We start from the raw sequence: 20,875 nt of genomic DNA, 5'->3' as shown, positions 1-20,875 counted from the left end.
TATCCAGATTAGTTAACGTAGACGACAGAACCAGCAGTAATGCCTGCCGGGGGTGTCAGACCGGTTGCAGTTCCTGATAGCCAGGTGAGTTGCCCGTTTTGGAAGATCCCTATTAGTGCAGAACCACGACTTTTTGAACGCAAAGTTTCAACAAGTCCTGGTTGTTCAGGCATCCATACCCACAGACGTCCCTGTTGTAACTGATGTTTAATTCGGGAGTCCGGAGTGACAGGGAGAGCCAGTTTATCTGAAGAAATTACTCCGTCCTGCTGGCCTGATACGTATCTGATATCATTGATTCTGTTAGCAATCATTAGTATCTGACTTGCCCATACAGACGCACTTGCATATTGCTGGGCGTTCGTGGTTTCAGACATCTGCTGATTCTGGTAGCTTCCAGTGATAATCAGAATGGTCAGGCCGACGGCCATGACCAGCCATCCCATTAGCGACCATCCCTTGTATCAGAAACTGTAATGATGCACTGCATGCGGGAGGCCTGTGCGTATAAAGGTTTTTGCGCGGTCCGATATAACTCAAATACCTGCTCCATGGCTGATTCAAATGATCCCCGGAACATCAAAGGCGCATCAAGACGGTAATCGGTTACAGAAAGTGGCCATATGACCATCCAGTGCGTTGATGCCATGCTTTCGCATTTTGTTTCTTCTGCCCACTTAATAATGTTTTCCCTTAATGTAGTGCCTGCCGGCGCACGCCACTCTTTACCCTGAGATACCGGTTTGACAGGTGTCCCGGTCATGAGTGGGATAGACTTGACTGTGGAGCCGGTCGGAGTCGGGATTGCAGCGGGCGTAGACGGAGATACGCTGTTTCCCCTGAATGGGTTTCGTGGTTTGTTCTGGCTATTTGCTGTCGTTGAAGACTCCGGGGAAGTGGATGTGGTTACCATGGCTGCTGGCGAGATAGTGGTTGCCGTGTCCTGTGCCGGTGCAGTAGCCGATGTTGTGACGGTCAACGTTTTATTATCCCAGTCCAGATGGCCCCAGAGGTGTTGTTCTTCCAGCAACCGGTTCAGAGAACGGGTCCACTGATCATTGGCAGACCATGAAACCAGTTTGGTATTCAGTTTGGGCGTGGCTGCATTCTCTTGTCTGAATTTCCATCCTTCCGGTAGTAATGTTTTTATCCACTGACTGACGGTCCGGTTACGGGCCGTCGGCGATAGTGTTACAGGGGCGCTACCAGGCTTGCCTGTAATGATTAACCGGGAGAAATTCTGACTTATTGTTGGTGAAGGTAACGGTCGGGATTCGCTTACTGGCTGTGCTGTTTTTACTGTCTCTGGCACGCTGACTCTCGGGGGCGGAGTTATTTTAGGTGGAGAAAGTCGTTGTTGCGTAAGTGCCAGGACGCCAGCACTCTCACTGATTTGTCCGTCAACAAAAACCAGAGCAGGCGTATCTGATGGTGCCACGTTATTGCCGCCGGAAATTCCGGCACAGCCGGACAATAATGACGGCAGTATAAGTGTCAGACAGTTTTTTTTCATAACGGAGACTCCGTGTTCGTATATACGAGTTTGTTAATTGATGTGAGGCGGCTGGAGAGGACGAATGACGACTGTCATTCCGTCCGAATGCAAATGCGGGAAAGACCACTGAAATAAGAGATATATAAAAGGAATTGATAATTTTTCGTACAGACTTGTTTTCCGTGGGTATGTAATAACTGAAAAACTCAAATCATAAGATTTCAGTCTCTTTATAAGTTTATTTATTCTTGCTGGAGTAAAGAGATGTGAATGCATGACAATGATTTCATCATTATTAATTGCTTTTGATATCAGAGAAAGCAATACATCCCAGTGTTTCCTCATTGACTTCGGGCAACGTGTGTCAGCATAGGGGCTAAGATGTATAGTTGATTTCTTGCTTCCCTTTTTCTTCTTCACAAAGAATGTGAAGTCGTATTTAGATGCAGACCTTACAATAAGAAGTACACATCTGAAAAGTAGTGGGAAAATGCAAATCACAACCACCACACAGAAATATAACATATAAGGCAATGATAAGTTGTCAGTGTATGGATAACGTAAGTATTGCCATGGGGTAGTGATGTACAGACAAAGCGTACACCAAAGCAACCAGAGATATAATGGTACGTTATTATTTTTCATGTTGGCTGAGGCAGGCGACTAAAATAACAGACTAAGGAGGATTAACTGTTTAATTCTTTGGAACAAAAAAATGCAGTTCCTGATCATCACACACCATTGAATAAACATTTTGCTTCGGTTGCGTTCATGATAGCCAGTCCTGTAGATGCTGATGGCGGGAGCTGCTGCCCTTGTGCCAGCGGCAGTGGCTGCCGGGAGCACGCTCCAGTCGGAACAGAAATCGGTTGTCGCGTAGTACCACCACGAGACAGTTATCCGGCGTGCAGAAACGTCGGGCAAGCTCATCGGGGTCTGTCGGTGTTTTCGTTGAAAACAGCCTGCGTTTGCAGTGTGCGTCGACGACCAGTATTTGCAGTCGTCCGGGATGTTGCTGTGGCATCAAAGACTCCTTCCGGAACGGGAAAAGAAGCAGCTGTACCGTCATAACTGCACGTACCGGTTGCGAAAAAACGGCACAAGCGAGTAGTGACAGAAAGAATGTCGGAAACGGCAGGAAGGGCGGTACAGGCTGCGAAGACTGGAAACGGGGTATGCCGGGGATTACACATCCTCAGTGTAATGTGATAGTCGTCTGCTCCTGTGTTGCACCCCAGACATCTTCTGGCAAGCTGGGCAGCCCGATAAATAGGGTGTGAAAGAGGGTTTCTCTGCGTTCGATCCCGAATTGATGTTCGTATCCTCTCACCACCTGAAATCCTTCGTCGGAGAATATTAACTCTGCCGTTTCCAGAAGCTGCATAGTTTTGCGGTGTAGTGGAGTGATCAGCTGCAACGTAACTGGTGCCCTCATATCGCCTGTCGGTAGAAAACACTCTTCGGTGCGACTTAGTTGTAGCAGATGGCGTTTCCCGGAACAGGCCCGTTCAATGGATTCATTGAACACCCTCTCAGGCCATGGGCAGACATAAGTGCGCCAGCCTGCTTTCTGTAATTTACCCAGCGCAGCCCGAAAACGAAACAACGGACATTCCCCGACAGTGGCAGAGCTGAGAAAGAGCGTATTCAGCGTTCCGATGATGGGAATATTGCGATCTTTTTCGGTCAATGCTTTTAACGCCATGATTTCGCCAGGGAGACTACGGAACTCAGGATGTCTGCTGGCACCAGAAAGCCATTCAAGCAGGTAATGCCGTAATCCGGTTTCACTGGTTATATTGTGGTTTTCCTGTGCCGTTTTCAGGGCATTCAGTGCACACCAGAGCAACTGGCGCACGGGATGTTCTGTCGTGGTCATGCGAATGTCCTACTGTGAGATGAAAAGAAGACCGGTATCCGTTCTCTCCGCCACACGTGATGGCACGGGCCGGCCTTTGATAAAACGAATCAATACTCTGGGGTGAAGCCTTTTATTTCTTTCGCCATTAAGAAATACACGGTTCCATCAAAAGACAGGGGGAGTCCATGGTGGGGATGGCTTCGTGCAGGCTTCACTCCGGAATATTCTCTTGAATTGAAAAAAGCCCGGCCCGAAGGCCGGGAAATACTGGCTATGGGATGTTTACAAGGCGCTCCATAAAGCCGTGATGTTCGGCATTTGATACCAGTTCCAGGAGCAGGGATATCCTCGACTCAGGCTGGAGAGTATTTTCCATTCTGAGGAGATACTGATATTGTGCTTTTGTCAGCCATATGCTGGAAGCCGCATTCAGCTCTTCCCTGGCTCCCGGATTTAGCACAGGGTCCGGGTAAATCTTCATTAATCCATCAACAATATCTTTATTGACGGGTTTTATTTCACCGCCAAACTTCACGAAATCAATGAAGGCGCTATGGCGACGTAATGCCGATACTGGTTGAATGTCAAAATTAGCCAGAATAAAAAAGTACCCTGGAAAAATAGCGAATATTCTTTCACGGTAACAGCACCTGGAGTCTGCCCGTCTTATCTTTCTTGTTATTAATGGAGTCCATGGTACGACGTTTTGCTCATTCAGCCATGAGAATAAAGATTCTCTGTTTTTGCCGGCTGTATTATATTGCGCAAGATACCAGTTCCGGTTATTCAGGTGTTCTATATTCACGAAGTTCAACGCTCCGCGCAAAACCGATCCATGATGGACGATTTTGCGATGTCAGGCGAATATGCTAAATCATATGTCTGAAGCAGTGTCCAGCCCATATCTGGATAAACTGCAGTTCTGACAGGCATATAACCAGCAGACTCTAGTACGTTCTGTATCGGTGATTTGGCGAACTCACAGATAAAGAACGGCTAAGCACTAATATCAGCAATACAGTGGCACAGTATTGTGATACGCGAAATAAAACATCAGCACGTCAGTTCAGAGTAAGGTCGCCATATATCGGGCATGAGCCAGATACAAATAATTGGGACACCGTCTGAAGTGATTTGCTTTATTAAAGTAACTTGTGCTTGGTGTTTATGTTTATCAATTTGGGATCGCCTGTAAAGTGCAAAATGCAATTTCCATGAAAGTGTCCCCTTTAATGGGGACACCTGTTCACATTTTTTCGTTTTCTTTAGCTGTATTGCTAATCATGAAAACGAACGTTCGCATCAGCACAGCAGAGCGAAGTGCATCATATCCTTCCAGATTTAAGTTCTTCAGGCTTCGCTTCAGGTAGGTTCGTACCGTTTCGGGAGAAAGCCGACAGTTCTGAGCAATGGCGTCGTAAGGAACACCCATTGCGTAAAAAACGCAGACTTTAAGCTGGTTTGTTGATAGCTCGGGAAACATGCCTTCCAACAGAGTGATGGCCGGGAGTTTCTGTATCAGTTGAGGTGACATAGCAAAGGTCTCCGATGACAACTAAAAACGCTATCACTGAGTTCCTACGCTCATTGGTGATAGCCCAGACGGGGGTAGGAATACCGGCGTCATCGGAAACCGGCCAGGCTAATGCCTGCCCCGCCTGAGCTACCATAGATGACGACAAGAAATACAAGTTCCTGTCTTTATGGTATGGCAAAAAACGACGCCAAATGAAGAAATTAACTTCTGCGCCGACGATGACTACGCGGGTTCCTACGCCCGATCACAGTTTTGCCTGTGACCAGTAAAGGGTACTTAGTATAACGCACCGAGTCAACTAACAGCTTAAAAAACATACAAAAAAGCGTCAAAACTTAACGCTCCGCGCCGAAGCGATCCAGGCGTGATGCTTCTGCTTTGTGGCGTTCGAACATGCTGGTCCATATGCACGAAACGGTGTCTGACCCTCGTCCAGACAATCCGCAGTTCTGACGAACATATGAACAAATATGCTCTTGTAGAGGCTGTTGTTACACAATTGGCGGGTTGTGTAACAAATGGTTTTATCATCTAAGAATTATTCTATTTACGATCGAATGATCTACAAAATGATTTTTTAAAGGTTTTTTAGATCGTTTAATTGCATTAAAACAGAATATTATTCTGTTAGGTGGATCGGTTGTAAGATAAATGATCGTGAGCAGGACAAAAGTCGATCTTTTAATCCAAAAGAAGGATCTAAAGCAGAAAAATCTGCTTTTAAAAATAGATTTTATTTTTTTGACGCAGGTCAAGATTAACTTATTAGAGGTATCAGTGAGGAGGCACTGGAAGAGAAGAGATCGTTGTAATGCTTTTCAAATTAACGTAAAGCGGGTATATTTCGGCTGTTATTAGCTGTGCAGAGGGTGGCACTCTGTGGAGCAAAGCGGCGAAAGTCGGACGGCAGAATGCGCCATAAGGCATTCAGGAGAGATGGCATGTACGGGCAGTAAGTCAGAAGACTGAAGATGTTCCGGAAGCCATAAAAGGAAAACCCCCACTATCTTTCTTACGAACTTGGCGGAACGACGAAAGATAGTGGGGGCCTCACAGAATACGGGTAAAGTATAATGAAACCGTACCAGAGATTCAACCCTGTGCAGTGTATAAATACACGGCACAATCGCTCCGCCATAAGCGACAGCTTGTGGCAGGTCTGAAGAATACTCCATATAACGCAGTACACTGGTGTCAGTTAGCACCCGAAGAGCAGATCCGTTTCTGGGAAGACTATGAAGCGGGAAGGGCGACCACTTTCCTGGTTGAACCGGAAAGGAAGCGCACGAAGCGTCGTCGTGGTGAGCACTCCACCAAACCCAAATGCGAAAATCCGTCCTGGTATCGTCCTGAGCGCTATAAGGCGCTGAGCGGGCAGCTCGGGCACGCCTACAACCGTCTGGTGAAAAAGGACCCGGTGACCGGCGAGCAGAGCCTGCGCATGCACATGTCTCTGCATCCTTTTTACGTGCAGAAACGAACGTATGCCGGTCGCAAATATGCTTTCCGTCCGGAAAAACAACGCCTCCTCGATGCCGTCTGGCCGGTTCTGGTCAGCTTCAGTGATGCGGGCACACATACCGTAGGCATGAGTGTTTCCCGTCTGGCCAGAGAAATCAGCCCGAAAGACAGCAAGGGGAAGGTTATTCCGGAACTGGAAGTGACGGTCTCCCGCCTTTCCCGTTTGCTGGCCGAACAGGTACGTTTTGGTGTGCTGGGTGTTTCAGAGGAAACCCTGTGGGACCGTGAAACCCGCCAGCGTCTGCCACGTTACGTCTGGATAACACCGGCAGGCTGGCAGATGCTGGGCGTCGACATGGTGAAACTTCACGAACAGCAGCAGAAGCGGTTGCGTGAAAGTGAAATCCGCCAGCAACTCATCCGGGAAGGCGTACTGCGTGAGGATGAAGATATCTCCGTACATGCGGCCAGAAAACGCTGGTATCTGCAGCGCAGCCAGGATGCACTGAAACACCGTCGTGCAAAAGCGGCAGCCAGTAAGCGCGCCAGACGTCTGAAGAAACTGCCTGCCGACCAGCAGATTCATGAGATGGCAGAGTATCTCAGGAAGCGTCTGCCGCCGGATGAAGCCTATTTTTGTTCCGATGACCATCTGAAGCGACTGGCCATCAGGGAGTTGCGTCAGCTTGAACTGACGCTGGCTGCGCCACCGCCGCACTAGACAGCACCATTCCTTCAGCACTGAATCATCGCCAGCCCCTCCGGGGCTTTCGGCGCTGATTCCGCTCAGCCCAAAATCTGCAGTAATCACCTTAAATCCCCTCAGAGGGGCATATCTGCCCATAAAACCACGTATCAGTCATCAGAACATGGCCACGTTGTTTCAGTTATCCACATAAATCCGCAAACAAAGAACTTTAAAAAGCTGCAAACCTGAAACAGCAAACCTGCAATATAGTCCTAACCCCATTATTTAATCCCCTGCGTTGCTTCGCCGCAGGGAAAGTCTTTATCTCTGAAACCACTGTGAACAAATACAAAGAGGCCTTCGCTTGCAGCGGCCAAGGCCTCGCCGCTCAGAATCTAAAAGCACCTCCCACGCTAACGCGCGGGCCCCGAACCTCACCGTTCTGAAACCACCGCGAAAACATCAGGAATAAAAAACACCACACAAACGCAGCACCGTGCCCACCCCTCATAACTGAAAAGCGAAGCCGCCCCCGCCCGAAGGGCGGGAACAACATCGCTTTTAATTATGAATGTTGTAACTACATTGTCATCGCTGCCAGTCTTCTGGCTGGAAGTCCTCAGTACACGCTCGTAAGCGGCCCTGACGGCCCGCTAACGCGGAGATACGCCCCGACTGCGGGTAAACCCTTGTCGGGACCACTCCGACCGCGCACAGAATCTATTTCTTGGCTGAAAGCGGGTATGGCTTAGCAGGATGGGGATGGGTAAGGTGAAATCTATCAATCAGTACCGGCTGACGCCGGGCTTCGGCGGTTTTGTTTCTGTGCCATATGTAACAACGGAGTGCCGCCTTACATGCGCTGACGCGCATTATTTGCCTTGTTTCGTCTGAAAGTAATCACTATGATTAAATATGATTAACAGCTAATCGGATATGCAAATGAAAAACAATACCGCACAGGCAACAAAAGTAATTACCGCGCATGTGCCATTACCTATGGCTGATAAAGTCGACCAGATGGCCGCCAGACTGGAACGCTCCCGGGGCTGGATTATCAAACAGGCGCTTTCTGCATGGCTTGCCCAGGAGGAGGAGCGTAATCGCCTGACGCTGGAAGCCCTGGACGATGTGACATCCGGACAGGTTATCGACCATCAGGCTGTACAGGCCTGGGCGGACAGCCTCAGTACTGACAATCCGTTACCGGTGCCACGCTGATGGAACTGAAGTGGACCAGTAAGGCGCTTTCTGATTTGGCGCGGTTATATGATTTTCTGGTGCTGGCCAGTAAACCTGCGGCCGCCAGAACGGTGCAGTCCCTGACACAGGCTCCGGTCATTCTGTTAACTCATCCACGTATGGGGGAACAGTTATTTCAGTTTGAACCCAGGGAGGTCAGACGGATTTTTGCTGGCGAGTACGAAATCCGTTACGAACTTACTGGCCAGACTATTTATGTATTGCGCCTGTGGCACACACGAGAAAACAGGTAGATTGTGTGTGGGGACAACTTAACATAGCCTGCAGATATTAATTCTGGAACATTATTATCAGGCCAGATATTTTGCATTCCATTAAATAATCTTGTAGGAGATAAAATGAATTACGATGAAATAACGAAAATTACCGCTGAACGTATTAGCGACTACATGACTGAAGCAGTTAATACAGACTCTATAGCCGTTGCGGAAATGTTTCATAACGCTGCATGGGGAGTGCGAACATTGTGGTTTGAACTCGTCACAAAAATAGATATAGATATACATAAAAAGAACAGGTATGCGAGTTATGATCTTAGAAGGAAAATCGAAATGCAGCATGAAGAGTTTCAGAAAATGACAGAGCGCGAGCAAGTGCCTTTATTGAAATCGCCAGAATAATAGAAACAGAACAAGTACATTGCTGTATTGTTTTTTCCTTGAATATTGAATCGCGGTGCCCATGTACTACGATTCCTTTCGTGTCATTTATCATTGCACACTTTCCCTGACTGAGCGTAAAACACTGACTACTTTCCCCTCAAACTCCTGGACGGCGAATGCAAAATTGGTCTGTTCCAGCCTAGAATATGTTACTTTTTCATGACCGAACCCGAAATTTTGCGCGTCAACAAGAGACGTTGTGTAAACTCAGTCCTTTTATCTGGCAGGTTAACCCCTATCAATCTTAGGATGAAACCACGCCATCCTCTGTTTGCCTTGTTATTAATTTCATAAAGACGATTGTTTTCCTCTCGTAGTTTTGTCCACTCTAAACAAAGTGTTATATAATCCAGTTCTGTGATGTGTTTCACTTTTCCATTGACAGTTACAGTGTTTATTCCATTTCCTGTGATCATCATCTTATGCCTTTTTTATCTTCATTTGGGACCGTGCTTTTCTTCGGAGTATCATTATTCGTTAACTGCTGTTTATCAATAAAATTCCTGATGTTATCAAGTGCTTCCTTTGTTTTTAGAATGCGCTTGATATCCATTTCATCCCGCCCGGTCATTCTTTTTCCGGACAAAAGACGCTCAAGAAGCTCCTGTTTCGCATCAGGAGAATCTTTGGCGAGATCCATCAGGTTAAGCAAATCTTCACGATCGAGAGGAAAGAAGTATTTTACAAAATACTTGAAAAGCGAAAGAAAGTAGTATGCTGTCCATGCAATACAGAAACCGATTCTGAGAAACTCATTGTCAACTATACAGAAATACAGGTATATAATCAGGAGAATAGGTAAAATCCATAATACTATAGCTAAAAAAATATATACGGGGATCAGGCGTCTGTATGCCCGTTCATGTTTATTCAGGATGAATAAAATCTTCTCCGCTTCTGAATCACACATAACATTCTCTTCCCATTTTTTCTGATACGTAATGTCCACCTGTTATCAGGAGTGTTTATTGCCCAGAAATATTCTCCTGCTGTGCCTGCATCCTGAGCCACTTTTGTTCTAATGTCGCCAGTCTGCGACCGGCACTCTGTGCTTCAGAGTCTGAGACCTGCCCTTTGGGGTGACCATCCAGGCCATAACGTGGGACGCCGGCGACAGCTGTCCGCTGCAGATATACGCGGCGGGATGTGATGCAGGACACTGCACAGAGCCATTCGTCCATGGTCAGTTCTGTCTCCGGGTGTTCTGCCAGAAATGCCGAAATATCATTGTTTATGCCAATTTTCAGGGGAATAAATCCACCACCTTCAGCACGAAGATGAGGAAACAGGGCCTTTATTTTTTCCACGCACTCGTGAGTATACTCACGGGTCCAGTGGGAGGGACGTGGAAAACGGTGTCTTTTCTTTTTCTTCTTCCTGGCTGGCGCTTCGGGGATATGTGTTTCGACGGCAGATGAATTTATTCCGGCGGGGGCTGATTCTGCCGTCTGTTCAGTAAATACAGGTGTGATAATATCTGTTTTTTCGGATAAGGACGGTGGCGAAAAAGTACGACGTTTTTTCACCACAATGACGGGAGTTTTCCTTTCTTCCTGATTTTTTCCCATAAATACCTCGGCTGGCTGGTTTTACTCTTTAATAATATCACAATCCATAAATTAGTAAATTTTCCATCAGGTGATTTTTCATGGCTAATAAGTCCGTTCTCTGAATATTTATACTCGAGGTAGTAACAGTTATGGCGTGACAGTCGAATTGATATTCTACTGAACCCTGACAGAAACATGGTTGATATATTATCTCACTTTAATGTTGTCATGATATAAATAAAAACAATTCATTCGAAAGGATATCAGAAGAAGATACCGGGGCGCACAGTTCATCTCTGCCTTTGTTTCATGGGGTGTTCTTTGTATATTTTACTTACTGTTTAAGCATGTACATAAGGAGTGCTTTCATTATGCCAATGATACTTGTAAAGAAGAATCCCCGGGGCAAAGTGATTCGGGAGCTTAGCAGTGAGGAAGAGACTGCAGTAAAGACGGTCTGTGGACTGAAAAAGCCAGCAACCATGGTACTACATAACCTGGCCAATGATATTCTCCGGGAAATGCGTGAGTATGATGCATGGTTACAGTGTGACTGTATTCCGGGAGATTCGCCGGCCATGAATTTTGCTGCTCTTAAAAACAATACGGGTACTCTTTATCTGTCCAGTTTTAATCATGAGCATGCACCTGAATGCCCCATGTATCGTCAGTTATCCGGAAATGAAGAGGAAACATCCTTCGGAGCAAGCCGGCATCCCGTTAGCACCCGTATAAATTACAGAAACTTTTTACCACCTGATGACAGTAATTCTGTTATCAGACTGCAGGCCCGCTCTGCTTACCATAATGGTGAGCGCTCCTCCGTTCGCAAGAAACGTCCGCGCCTTGGCCGTTTACTCCTGTCGCTTATTGAAGATGCAGGGCTGAATAAACTGGATTCCCTGGCTAATCCCCGTATCCGGACTAATTATCGTGAGTGTCTTGATGCCATACGGCAGGTTACACTACAGCAGGAGTATATTCGGGGAAGAGCCTTATCTGAAATTATCCATTTCCGGCCAGGAATGTCTGAAAGGTCTCAGGAGCGGTTAATGGAAACGCTGGAGAATTCAGAACGACACTGGCCTGCCAGAAGAAAGCATATGTTCTTTCAGATTTTTATGGCGCAGCACATCTGTCGTGATGCTGTGGAAATTCACTGGGCGAACGGTAATATTCAGGTCATCAGACCTGTGCGGGGGATCAGTATTAATGGTGAAGCGCAGGGCGGAATACGTCCCCCTTACTGGGTTATTCTTGCTTTTTGCCGGAGTGCCGATGGCAGAATCATCTGCAGTGAAGGGTATGCTCATGCTCTTTATCAACTGACATGTCCGGTGCCTGTGGACAGCAAACTGGAACGAAACACGCTCACTGCTCTTCTGAATGTGGCCAGCTGGCTTAAAAGAAAGCCAGGTACGCCGGAATTAAGTCTGGAAAGGCCCCTGTTTGATACAGAAGTTTATGTTAATGGTGAAAAGAAATATGTACTGCCGGATTTCATTGTCACAGCAAGGGCTCCTGACGGAAAGACGGCCAGAGTGGTCATCGAAACGATGGGATATGAAGACAGTGATTACTGCGCGAGAAAATCCAGGCAGCATACCGGCATGAAGCAGATTGGTGTTCTGCATACCGATCCACCGAAATGGCTGGATAACGATCATCCCCCTTTTAAGAAACATATGTACGGTGTTTTTATGCATCTCAGGTACTGAGATATTTTGTGGCTCAGTTCTGTAACTTTTCCCGTAACATTGTCTGTTGTTACGGGAAAGTCCGGTTTTTGTATTGCACCAGAGAATACCCAGACTGTGATGCTGCCACAGCGTCAGCAGGCTTTCTGAACGGTGTAACATCACTTCATGTTAATGATAATCACTATCATCAAATCTTGACATGCCATTTTCTCCTTAATAAATTAATACTGTATATGTATCCATATGCGTAAGCAGTTAATTCATTTGTTTTCCTCAGAGGATGAAGGAGATACCGAATGTCTGACCCTGTACGTATTACAAATCCCGGTGCAGAATCGCTGGGGTATGATTCAGATGGCCATGAAATTATGGCCGTTGATATTTATGTAAACCCTCCACGTGTCGATGTCTTTCATGGTACCCCGCCTGCATGGAGTTCCTTCGGGAACAAAACCATCTGGGGCGGAAACGAGTGGGTTGATGATTCCCCAACCCGAAGTGATATCGAAAAAAGGGACAAGGAAATCACAGCGTACAAAAACACGCTCAGCGCGCAGCAGAAAGAGAATGAGAATAAGCGTACTGAAGCCGGAAAACGCCTCTCTGCGGCGATTGCTGCAAGGGAAAAAGATGAAAACACACTGAAAACACTCCGTGCCGGAAACGCAGATGCCGCTGATATTACACGACAGGAGTTCAGACTCCTGCAGGCAGAGCTGAGAGAATACGGATTCCGTACTGAAATCGCCGGATATGATGCCCTCCGGCTGCATACAGAGAGCCGGATGCTCTTTGCTGATGCTGATTCTCTTCGTATATCTCCCCGGGAGGCCAGGTCGTTAATCGAACAGGCTGAAAAACGGCAGAAGGATGCGCAGAACGCAGACAAGAAGGCCGCTGATATGCTTGCTGAATACGAGCGCAGAAAAGGTATTCTGGACACGCGGTTGTCAGAGCTGGAAAAAAATGGCGGGGCAGCCCTTGCCGTTCTTGATGCACAACAGGCCCGTCTGCTCGGGCAGCAGACACGGAATGAAAGGGCCATTTCAGAGGCCCGGAATAAACTCAGTTCGGTGACGGAATCGCTTAACACGGCCCGTAATGCATTAACCAGAGCTGAACAACAGCTGACGCAACAGAAAAACACGCCTGACGGCAAAACGATAGTTTCCCCTGAAAAATTCCCGGGGCGTTCATCAACAAATCATTCTATTGTTGTGAGTGGTGATCCGAGATTTGCCGGTACGATAAAAATCACAACCAGCGCGGTCATCGATAACCGTGCAAACCTGAATTATCTTCTGACCCATTCCGGTCTGGACTATAAACGCAATATTCTGAATGACCGGAATCCGGTGGTGACAGAGGATGTGGAAGGTGACAAGAAAATTTATAATGCTGAAGTTGCTGAATGGGATAAGTTACGGCAACGATTGCTTGATGCCAGAAATAAAATCACCTCTGCTGAATCTGCGGTAAATTCGGCGAGAAATAACGTCAGTGCCAGAACAAATGAACAAAAGCATGCAAATGACGCTCTTAATGCCCTGTTGAAGGAAAAAGAGAATATCCGTAGCCAGATTGCTGACATCAATCATAAAATAGCTGAAGAGAAAAGAAAAAGGGATGAAATAAATATGGTAAAGGATGCCATAAAACTCACCTCTGATTTCTACAGAACGATATATAATGAGTTCGGTAAACAAGCATCCGAACTTGCTAAGGAGCTGGCTTCTGTATCTCAAGGGAAACAGATTAAGAGTGTGGATGATGCACTGAACGCTTTTGATAAATTTCGTAATAATCTGAACAAGAAATATAGCATACAAGATCGCATGGCTATTTCTAAAGCCCTGGAAGCTATTAATCAGGTCCATATGGCGGAGAATTTTAAGCTGTTCAGTAAGGCATTTGGTTTTACCGGAAAAGTTATTGATCGTTATGATGTTGCTGTGGAGTTACAAAAGGCTGTAAAAACAGACAACTGGCGTCCATTTTTTGTAAAACTTGAATCACTGGCAGCAGGAAGAGCTGCTTCAGCAGTTACAGCATGGACGTTTTCCGTCATGCTGGGAACCCCTGTAGGTATTCTGGGTTTTGCAATTATTATGGCTGCAGTGAGTGCGCTTGTTAATGATAAGTTTATTGAGCAGGTCAATAAACTTATTGGTATCTGACACATAATGATGCCCTTTCATTTTCCTGAAAGGGCTTTGCAGAATATAAATATTAAGTAAATGGCAACCACAGGAACTGATATAACGAAACAGAATAATTCAAATATTGCAGTTAAGCTTCCGCCAACTGGATTTGTAAAGAAGTCTTTTTGCCAGAATTCTTTCCCTGTAAACCTTATTACCATTTTCTGTATTATCCTCATTGAAAAAGGAAAAGTAATGGCGCTGATAATGCATCCGATGAACGCATAAAACATTCTTGCATTTTCCTGGTTATCTTTCCATCCCAGATAAAAAACTGTAAGAATAATGAGGCTTGGTATCAGGCTCTTCAGTAAATACTTTACAGATATATCCAGTTTCATCTGGTTTCTCCTTTATTGTTATCGTGTACCGGTGCGTGATAACATAATCACAGTATGATAATAATAATCAATAACAATAAGCTGTGTCACGTTTACATCATGGAACGGAGGTGCTCCTGTGACCTTTGAGCAGAAAAAAGCCCGGGCCATTGCCCTGATGGACAGCAAAAAGATGTGGCGGAGCAATTATGCCCCTCCTCTTCTGCGTATTCTCTGGCGGCTGGGTATCCGGCTTCCGCCATTACCCTTTATGCCGTTCTGGCAGGTCACACTGTTGATGGGGAGCTTATGGGGCATTTCCTGGGGATGTGCAATGTGGTTTATCTACTGGGGGCCGTCAGGAATGGTGGCAGGTGAGGCCATTATTATAAGTATCACGGGTGGTTTTTTGTTCGGACTGCTCATGGCCTCTTTCCACTGGTGGCGCAGGAAAGTTAACCGGCTGCCATCATGGGATGACGTGTAAACCGTGCTGGTATGTTTTTACGGGGTGACGCTTTCATTAACCTGTACACGAACCGCCATTCCGGCATCGTGACAGGCCTGCAGCCACTGCGCCACTTCCAGCGGATCGCCCTCCAGGCGTACCACCCTGCCTTCTTTATTCCATAACTGCAGACAGGTGCTGCCGTCGAGACGTACCACAAAATCCCCACGGCAGGCCTGATACGTCATGCCGTTCAGCTCCACCGCCAGATCAGTGGCAGAAGTGCCGTCTGCGGGCAGACCTGCGGCCGGGACCAGCGGCAGTACGACGACTTCTGCCGCACGCTGTTCTGCCCGGAGGCGGTCCTGTTCTGCCAGCAGCAGAGGCTGTGCCACGGCCCGGCCGGCGTCCGTCAGCTCGACAGCCAGCTGCAGATTCGGGGCGCGCAGGGTACGAAGCCAGCCGGCATCCTCCAGACGACGGCAGGAGGCGCGCAGGTTTGGCCCGTAGACCGGGGCCTCCCCGCTTCGTTCCAGCACCCGTTCCAGGTCCCGCGTCAGCACGGGTCCCGGCCGTTTTTCATCAAGGGCAGCCAGCACAATCAGCACTCTCCGCTGCAGTGGCGACGGTCGGCGGCTCTGGGTCATTACCTGTCATCCTCCGGCCAGATGAGGTTTCTGAGGCGCTGAAAGTCGGCGTCAATGAGCTCCTGTCTCTTTATGGCATTCATTGAGGCATAGCCATTTATGGCCAGTTCATGCCAGAAGATCAGCACGGCTCCGGCTTTGGCTGACTCGCAGAGATAAATCGCGCCCTGGCTGTCCAGATTGCATTCCCGGATGCGTTTTTCCGCAAACCGGGTCAGTTGTTCATAGCTGAGTGAAAACACCCTTTCTTCATCCATCCTGCACACTCCATCTGATAATCTCCTGTTAAGAATTAAATCATATATGAACTGATTTATTTCTGTGTATGTAAATATCATATCAGGTATGATTGTATGATTAATGATAAATATCATATCTACTATGATTTTATATTTTTTATCTTATAATCATATTAATTGCCCGTTTCCCGCCGCGCAGATCCGGTTTCCGGCGGTTACGGATCTTCCTCTCCCCCCACACAACGCCTCCTCCTGCCAGCACAACATGTAGTGCCTGATTCAGCTGCTAATGACACTATATGTTGTGTCATCTCCCTGACCTGTGATGCGCCGCGCAGGGGCGGAAAACAGCAATATGATTTATTCCTCAGCGTGGTACACTTCCGGAAAGTTGTGATATTCAGGAAAGTCGGATCTGACGAAAACAGCTCTCCGGTAATTTAACGGCGTGGTTATATGGATGCTTGTTATCATGGTGATGATGATAACGGCATGATGTTATCAGACGGCGTGACGGTAAGGGCAGTGATGATGGATGACGTTATCGCATGACCGTCCCTGCCCGGAAAAGAAAAAAGGAGTCGCCCATGTTTTTTATTGAGAATGAAGGTCAGGCTGTCGCCGGAACGGATTACTGGCAGTCTGTACAGGCGCAGGCCGGATATGTCTACCTCAGCTGGAATGCCGGCGCAGCCAGGCTGCTTGTCCCGGATGCGGCAAAACATTTACTCAGGGAGATGCGGGGGGCTGAGTACGTCATCATCAGTAAGGGAACGCTGAATGGCCGCGATGCGCTGGAACTGGTATTTGAAGACGGCAGCGATGCGCCGTTTGTGATCCACATGCTGAGTGAGCAGTGCGATCGCCTGCTCCCCGAAAACAACCAGGGAGGGGGTTTTGTTGTCACCGTCTGGACGCGTGGCGGTAACCAGCTCCGTTATCCGGGAAAGTACCGTGTTGTGGAAAACCTGCCCGACGTTTCCCCGTGGAGTGAACACTGATATGCAGCACCTGCCGGCACCGATCCACCATGCCCGGGATGCCGCTCAGCTTCCTGTTGCCATCGATTATCCGGCAGCGCTGGCACTCCGCCAGATGTCGATGGTTCATGATGAACTGCCAAAATACCTGCTGGCCCCTGAAGTGAGCGCCCTGCTCCATTACGTCCCGGATCTGCGCCGCAAGATGCTGCTGGCCACACTGTGGAACACCGGTGCGCGCATTAATGAAGCACTGGCGCTGACGCGGGGGGATTTTTCGCTCACGCCCCCGTATCCGTTTGTGCAGCTGGCCACTCTGAAGCAGCGGACAGAAAAAGCCGCCAGGACGGCAGGAAGAATGCCCGCCGGTCAGCAGACTCACCGGCTGGTTCCGCTCTCCGACGCCTGGTACGTCAGCCAGCTGCAGACGATGGTGGCCACACTGAAAATCCCCATGGAACGGCGTAATAAACGAACAGGCAGGACAGAGAAAGCGCGGATCTGGGAAGTGACGGACAGAACGGTCAGGACCTGGATTGGGGAGGCGGTTGCCGCCGCTGCCGCTGATGGTGTGACGTTCTCTGTCCCGGTCACGCCACATACGTTCCGCCATTCCTATGCGATGCATATGCTGTATGCCGGTATACCGCTGAAGGTCCTGCAGAGTCTGATGGGGCATAAGTCCATCAGCTCAACGGAGGTCTACACGAAGGTGTTTGCACTGGATGTGGCTGCACGGCACCGGGTGCAGTTTTCGATGCCTGAGTCCGATGCGGTGTCTATGCTCAAAAGAATTCCATAAGCTCTGACTTTTTTAAATCCCTTTCGGATATCTCATGGATATATTATCGGTATTTCATATTCTGTTGACATGCAGGACCGGTATAGAGTAAAAAAACATCTATTGAGTACCTCTTGGATATCCGAAAGGTGTCTTATGGGGGCTTTATGGGTATTACATGTGGATTCTGGAGATACACTATGCCTGTTATTGCTAATACGCATCCCAAAGGTGGTGTGGGTAAGACAACTTCATCCGTAAACATTGTTGGTGAAATGAAGTCTGATACAGTTGATCTGGATACTCATACCGGGCTTTCTATCATTCTGGGGCTGAGACCTGAAGGAAAAGAAATTTCCGTGAAAGTACCCAAAACAGTGGATGAGTTAATCGAAATTATGACTCCCTACAAGAACAGCGATAAGACGTTACTTATTGACTGTGGGGGATTTGACTCAGATCTTACCCGTACTGCGATTGCCTTTGCAGACTGCGTTATTGTCCCTTCAAAAGACTCCCTGACTGAACGTATTGGTTTGATGCATTTTGATGGAGTACTGGACGAAATCAGCTCTATCATGGGGACCGATATAACTGCTCACCTGTATCTCTGTAAAGTTAATCCTAACAAGAAGAAATTCCCTAAGCTTGATGCAATCCTGCCATCGTTCAAACATCTGAAGCTGATGAAGAGCCGCATTTCTGCTCGTGCAGAATTTGAGGATGTCATTGAGACTGGGATGGGAATCACTGAGTCTGTTCATGGGCGCTATTCGGCAGGAGGTAAGGAAGTTATTGCCCTGATCGAAGAAATCAATCATCTGATTGAAAATAACAAACAGTAAGGTGTGTCTATTGGGTATCCATATAGTATCCTTTGGGCTTTTAATGGATATCTTTTAAGTATCTAACAAACATCCTGGGTTATCTCATGAGCAAAGCGAAATTTAGTGCACAGGCTGAAAAACTGAAAAACCTGGTGGATTCTGCCAGATTACAAACTTCTTCTTCTGCCGTAACAGCAACAGCCCCGTCTCAGCCAAATGAAGGTGCAGAGGAAGTTTCAGGTCGTCCCGTGGCTGCCAGGACGAAGGCTAAGAATCTTAAGGCCATACCGCTGTCGTATTTTGAAGCTCATGCGGAACTTAAAGCGACCAGTAAAACATCTCTGGATTTTAGCTCATATATTATTGAGGCTATAAGAGAGAAGCTTGAACGTGATGGTGCAATAGGTCAATAAACTATCGGATACCTTAAGGGTATCTGATGTGTGTCTTTTAAATGCGTTATGGGGATTCTTCACGTACCTAAAGAGTCCCCATTAGACATCTTTCTGTTTATGGTGACATGATTCGTCACCGCTTTCCTTTCCTCTCAGTTTCACCATTTCATTCCTTTCCCCTAACCTGAACCATGATGTCCACGATGTTTTTATATTGCATTTATGTATCACATATAACCTTCATAATGTTTTTGTATCTATGATTTCCTCTGGTCTTAAAGTTGTGTGTACAATGTACATGCAATTTATCGTGTTTTTATGTTGTATTTGTCCTTTCAGAAAGACCGTTTTTTCATTATAATTGAATATACATTGCATGTATGAAGCATGTTTGTTTTTTCTATTTGTTTATGAGCAACGGAGACTGGTTATGAAAATCTTTATTGATGATGGTTCTACCAACATTAAACTTGCCTGGTTGGAGGATGGTGACGTGAAAACGTTAATCAGCCCTAACAGCTTTAAACCGGAATGGTCTTTTAGTTTACTGGATGATGCTGCCCCGGCTAATTACGAGATCGACGGCGAGAAGTTTTCATTTGATCCATTAAGTGCTGATGCTGTCGTAACGACTGAAACACGCTATCAGTACAGTGATGTGAATGTTGTGGCCATTCAGCATGCGCTACAGCAGACCGGCCTGAAAGCGCAGCCTGTTGATGTCATCGTCACATTGCCGATCTCTGAATACCTTGACGCCAACAATCAGAAAAATAAGCAAAACATTGAAAGAAAGAAAAAAAATGTGATGCGTGAAGTACGGGTGCAGGGGAGTGATGCATTTGTTATTCGCAGTGTTTCCGTTCTTCCTGAAAGTATTCCCGCTGGTTTCAGTGTTCTTGCGGGGCTTGAGGATGATGAATCCCTTTTGATCGTAGATCTCGGTGGTACAACTCTTGATGTGTCGCATGTTCGTAGCAAAATGACAGGGATTACAAAAACCTGGTGTGATCCAAATATCGGCGTGTCCCTGATTACATCCGGGGTTAAGGAACAGATGGCTGTACATGCTAATACAAGAGTGAGCTCATTCCAGGCTGACAATATCATTGTGCACCGTAATGAACCTGACTACCTTTCCCGTCGCATTTATAATGCTGAACAGCGTGAGTCTATCATTAATGTTATCAATGAACGGCAGAAGTTGCTTATTAAACGAGTTAATGATGTCATCAGCCGTTTCACCGACTATACACATGTAATGTGTGTTGGTGGTGGGGCTGAAATTGTGGCCGAGGCTGTGAAGAACCTGACTAAGGTTCCTGATGAGCGCTTTTATCTGAGCTCATCCCCGCAGTTTGATTTAGTCATGGGAATGATAAAAATGAAAGGTGGTGTGACTAATGAGTGATGAAAATAAATCCAGACGCTGCTCATTTGAACTTTTCCCGGATGAACGGACAGGAGATAAGATAGCAGATGAGCTCATTGCAAATGAAAAACTGAAGGAGCGGGGACGTTTCATGCGCGCGATGTTAGTTACTGGTGCGGCGTTTGCAGCTATAGATAAACGTCTTCCTTTGCTGATATCGGAGTTACTGACAGAAAATACGACTCTGGATGATATTAATAAGGTGATTTCCAGCGTGATACCAGGTGCTTTTTCGGTTGAAAAGAAATTGCTTGAATTACTGGAAAAACAATCTGGTCTCCATACGTCTGTGGATTGCAGTACTCCTCTTACAGAGCAGAGTCTGTCGAGAAATGACGGTGAAGACCAGACCAGAAGAAACGCTGAAAATATGTTCGGAGATGACTGA

At 47.0% G+C, this 20,875-nt stretch carries 27 protein-coding genes; 13 read left to right on the top strand and 14 right to left on the bottom strand.

The genetic code is table 11. The features are described from left to right. Positions 1–8: 8 nt before the first annotated feature. From pilM to ACH0WD_RS21420, 8 genes are all read right to left on the bottom strand, one after another. Positions 9–446 carry a type IV pilus biogenesis protein PilM gene (gene pilM / locus ACH0WD_RS21455; RefSeq protein ID WP_000539811.1) on the bottom strand — a complete coding sequence of 146 codons (438 nt, stop codon included), beginning with the start codon at positions 444–446 and terminating at the stop codon, positions 9–11. Continuing rightward, positions 446–1,513, bottom strand: coding sequence for a type IV pilus biogenesis lipoprotein PilL (pilL, locus tag ACH0WD_RS21450; protein WP_021513968.1), 1,068 nt, complete (start codon positions 1,511–1,513; stop codon positions 446–448). The genes pilM and pilL overlap by 1 nt, the downstream gene beginning before the upstream one ends. A 33-nt stretch (positions 1,514–1,546) precedes the next feature. Next, a complete protein-coding gene (locus ACH0WD_RS21445; RefSeq protein ID WP_015058915.1) occupies positions 1,547–2,140 on the bottom strand; it encodes a hypothetical protein in 594 nt (197 codons plus the stop codon). Positions 2,141–2,264: 124 nt separating this feature from the next. Next, complete coding sequence (locus ACH0WD_RS21440; RefSeq protein ID WP_001136187.1) at positions 2,265–2,519, bottom strand: PilI type IV pilus biogenesis protein; 255 nt, start codon at positions 2,517–2,519, stop codon at positions 2,265–2,267. A 171-nt stretch (positions 2,520–2,690) separates the two neighbouring features. Continuing rightward, positions 2,691–3,374 (bottom strand): conjugal transfer protein TraC, encoded by a 684-nt coding sequence (locus ACH0WD_RS21435; RefSeq protein ID WP_000213859.1) that lies wholly within the window; start codon positions 3,372–3,374, stop codon positions 2,691–2,693. 253 nt (positions 3,375–3,627) lie between these two features. Further along, the gene (locus ACH0WD_RS21430) at positions 3,628–4,161 is read right to left on the bottom strand and encodes a transcription termination/antitermination NusG family protein (RefSeq protein WP_001372168.1); all 534 of its coding nucleotides are present in this window, start codon (positions 4,159–4,161) and stop codon (positions 3,628–3,630) included. A gap of 441 nt (positions 4,162–4,602) precedes the next feature. Beyond that, positions 4,603–4,890: a conjugal transfer protein TraA gene (locus tag ACH0WD_RS21425; protein WP_000074849.1), complete on the bottom strand. Its 288-nt coding sequence runs from the start codon at positions 4,888–4,890 to the stop codon at positions 4,603–4,605. After that, positions 4,808–5,071 (bottom strand): ash family protein, encoded by a 264-nt coding sequence (locus ACH0WD_RS21420; protein ID WP_001324596.1) that lies wholly within the window; start codon positions 5,069–5,071, stop codon positions 4,808–4,810. Before ACH0WD_RS21420 ends, ACH0WD_RS21425 begins: the two co-directional genes overlap by 83 nt. 972 nt (positions 5,072–6,043) lie before the next feature. Between ACH0WD_RS21420 and repA the strand changes: the two genes are divergently transcribed. From repA to ACH0WD_RS21400, 4 genes are all read left to right on the top strand, one after another. After that, positions 6,044–7,075: a plasmid replication initiator RepA gene (gene repA / locus ACH0WD_RS21415; RefSeq protein ID WP_000907852.1), complete on the top strand. Its 1,032-nt coding sequence runs from the start codon at positions 6,044–6,046 to the stop codon at positions 7,073–7,075. A gap of 903 nt (positions 7,076–7,978) precedes the next feature. Continuing rightward, positions 7,979–8,263, top strand: a complete 285-nt coding sequence (locus ACH0WD_RS21410) for a CopG family ribbon-helix-helix protein (RefSeq protein WP_001178087.1) — start codon at positions 7,979–7,981, stop codon at positions 8,261–8,263. Beyond that, the gene (locus tag ACH0WD_RS21405; RefSeq protein ID WP_000421259.1) at positions 8,263–8,538 is read left to right on the top strand and encodes a type II toxin-antitoxin system RelE/ParE family toxin; all 276 of its coding nucleotides are present in this window, start codon (positions 8,263–8,265) and stop codon (positions 8,536–8,538) included. Before ACH0WD_RS21410 ends, ACH0WD_RS21405 begins: the two co-directional genes overlap by 1 nt. 105 nt (positions 8,539–8,643) lie before the next feature. After that, on the top strand, positions 8,644–8,925 hold the full coding sequence (locus ACH0WD_RS21400; protein WP_001105066.1) for a hypothetical protein: 282 nt from the start codon (positions 8,644–8,646) through the stop codon (positions 8,923–8,925). A 191-nt stretch (positions 8,926–9,116) separates the two neighbouring features. On the opposite strand, the gene ACH0WD_RS21395 is transcribed toward ACH0WD_RS21400, so the two are convergent. The 3 genes from ACH0WD_RS21395 to ACH0WD_RS21385 are packed head-to-tail and all read right to left on the bottom strand — an operon-like array spanning position 9,117 to position 10,535. After that, on the bottom strand, positions 9,117–9,383 hold the full coding sequence (locus ACH0WD_RS21395) for a hypothetical protein (RefSeq protein WP_000627832.1): 267 nt from the start codon (positions 9,381–9,383) through the stop codon (positions 9,117–9,119). Continuing rightward, positions 9,383–9,877, bottom strand: coding sequence for a hypothetical protein (locus tag ACH0WD_RS21390; RefSeq protein WP_015058884.1), 495 nt, complete (start codon positions 9,875–9,877; stop codon positions 9,383–9,385). Before ACH0WD_RS21390 ends, ACH0WD_RS21395 begins: the two co-directional genes overlap by 1 nt. 55 nt (positions 9,878–9,932) lie before the next feature. Continuing rightward, complete coding sequence (locus ACH0WD_RS21385) at positions 9,933–10,535, bottom strand: ProQ/FINO family protein (protein WP_061671620.1); 603 nt, start codon at positions 10,533–10,535, stop codon at positions 9,933–9,935. 353 nt (positions 10,536–10,888) lie between these two features. On the opposite strand from ACH0WD_RS21385, the gene yagA reads away from it, so the two are divergent. Together yagA and ACH0WD_RS21375 are read left to right on the top strand one after the other, a co-directional pair. After that, positions 10,889–12,235 carry a protein YagA gene (gene yagA / locus ACH0WD_RS21380; protein WP_395202329.1) on the top strand — a complete coding sequence of 449 codons (1,347 nt, stop codon included), beginning with the start codon at positions 10,889–10,891 and terminating at the stop codon, positions 12,233–12,235. A gap of 278 nt (positions 12,236–12,513) precedes the next feature. Then, positions 12,514–14,394: a colicin Ia central receptor-binding domain-containing protein gene (locus tag ACH0WD_RS21375; protein ID WP_061671619.1), complete on the top strand. Its 1,881-nt coding sequence runs from the start codon at positions 12,514–12,516 to the stop codon at positions 14,392–14,394. 17 nt (positions 14,395–14,411) lie between these two features. Here the strand turns inward: ACH0WD_RS21375 and ACH0WD_RS21370 are convergent, their stop codons facing one another. Continuing rightward, positions 14,412–14,759: a colicin E1 family microcin immunity protein gene (locus ACH0WD_RS21370; protein ID WP_016232722.1), complete on the bottom strand. Its 348-nt coding sequence runs from the start codon at positions 14,757–14,759 to the stop codon at positions 14,412–14,414. Between the two features lie 118 nt (positions 14,760–14,877). On the opposite strand from ACH0WD_RS21370, the gene ACH0WD_RS21365 reads away from it, so the two are divergent. Continuing rightward, positions 14,878–15,225, top strand: coding sequence for a DUF6404 family protein (locus tag ACH0WD_RS21365; protein ID WP_000142441.1), 348 nt, complete (start codon positions 14,878–14,880; stop codon positions 15,223–15,225). 17 nt (positions 15,226–15,242) lie between these two features. Here ACH0WD_RS21365 and ACH0WD_RS21360 read toward each other — a convergent pair whose 3' ends face one another. Both ACH0WD_RS21360 and ACH0WD_RS21355 read right to left on the bottom strand, forming a co-directional pair. Further along, complete coding sequence (locus ACH0WD_RS21360; RefSeq protein WP_243046274.1) at positions 15,243–15,833, bottom strand: hypothetical protein; 591 nt, start codon at positions 15,831–15,833, stop codon at positions 15,243–15,245. Further along, positions 15,833–16,090 (bottom strand): hypothetical protein, encoded by a 258-nt coding sequence (locus tag ACH0WD_RS21355; RefSeq protein ID WP_000343085.1) that lies wholly within the window; start codon positions 16,088–16,090, stop codon positions 15,833–15,835. The genes ACH0WD_RS21360 and ACH0WD_RS21355 overlap by 1 nt, the downstream gene beginning before the upstream one ends. A gap of 569 nt (positions 16,091–16,659) precedes the next feature. Between ACH0WD_RS21355 and ACH0WD_RS21350 the strand changes: the two genes are divergently transcribed. From ACH0WD_RS21350 to ACH0WD_RS21325, 6 genes are all read left to right on the top strand, one after another. Next, positions 16,660–17,073 carry a hypothetical protein gene (locus tag ACH0WD_RS21350; protein ID WP_042199921.1) on the top strand — a complete coding sequence of 138 codons (414 nt, stop codon included), beginning with the start codon at positions 16,660–16,662 and terminating at the stop codon, positions 17,071–17,073. Position 17,074: 1 nt separating this feature from the next. Beyond that, positions 17,075–17,854 carry a site-specific integrase gene (locus ACH0WD_RS21345; RefSeq protein ID WP_001164198.1) on the top strand — a complete coding sequence of 260 codons (780 nt, stop codon included), beginning with the start codon at positions 17,075–17,077 and terminating at the stop codon, positions 17,852–17,854. Between the two features lie 179 nt (positions 17,855–18,033). Beyond that, positions 18,034–18,678, top strand: a complete 645-nt coding sequence (locus ACH0WD_RS21340; protein ID WP_001144036.1) for a ParA family protein — start codon at positions 18,034–18,036, stop codon at positions 18,676–18,678. Between the two features lie 86 nt (positions 18,679–18,764). Then, complete coding sequence (locus tag ACH0WD_RS21335; RefSeq protein ID WP_000030199.1) at positions 18,765–19,073, top strand: hypothetical protein; 309 nt, start codon at positions 18,765–18,767, stop codon at positions 19,071–19,073. 412 nt (positions 19,074–19,485) lie between these two features. Beyond that, positions 19,486–20,466 (top strand): plasmid segregation protein ParM, encoded by a 981-nt coding sequence (locus ACH0WD_RS21330; RefSeq protein ID WP_000688514.1) that lies wholly within the window; start codon positions 19,486–19,488, stop codon positions 20,464–20,466. Next, positions 20,459–20,875 (top strand): plasmid partitioning/stability family protein, encoded by a 417-nt coding sequence (locus ACH0WD_RS21325; RefSeq protein ID WP_001278818.1) that lies wholly within the window; start codon positions 20,459–20,461, stop codon positions 20,873–20,875. Before ACH0WD_RS21330 ends, ACH0WD_RS21325 begins: the two co-directional genes overlap by 8 nt.

The organism is Salmonella sp. 2020_1395 (genome assembly GCF_043848115.1).
Taxonomy (GTDB): Bacteria; Pseudomonadota; Gammaproteobacteria; order Enterobacterales; family Enterobacteriaceae; genus Salmonella; species Salmonella enterica.
Note: the sequence above shows the minus strand (reverse complement) of the source record. Positions and strands in the feature narration are given on the sequence as shown.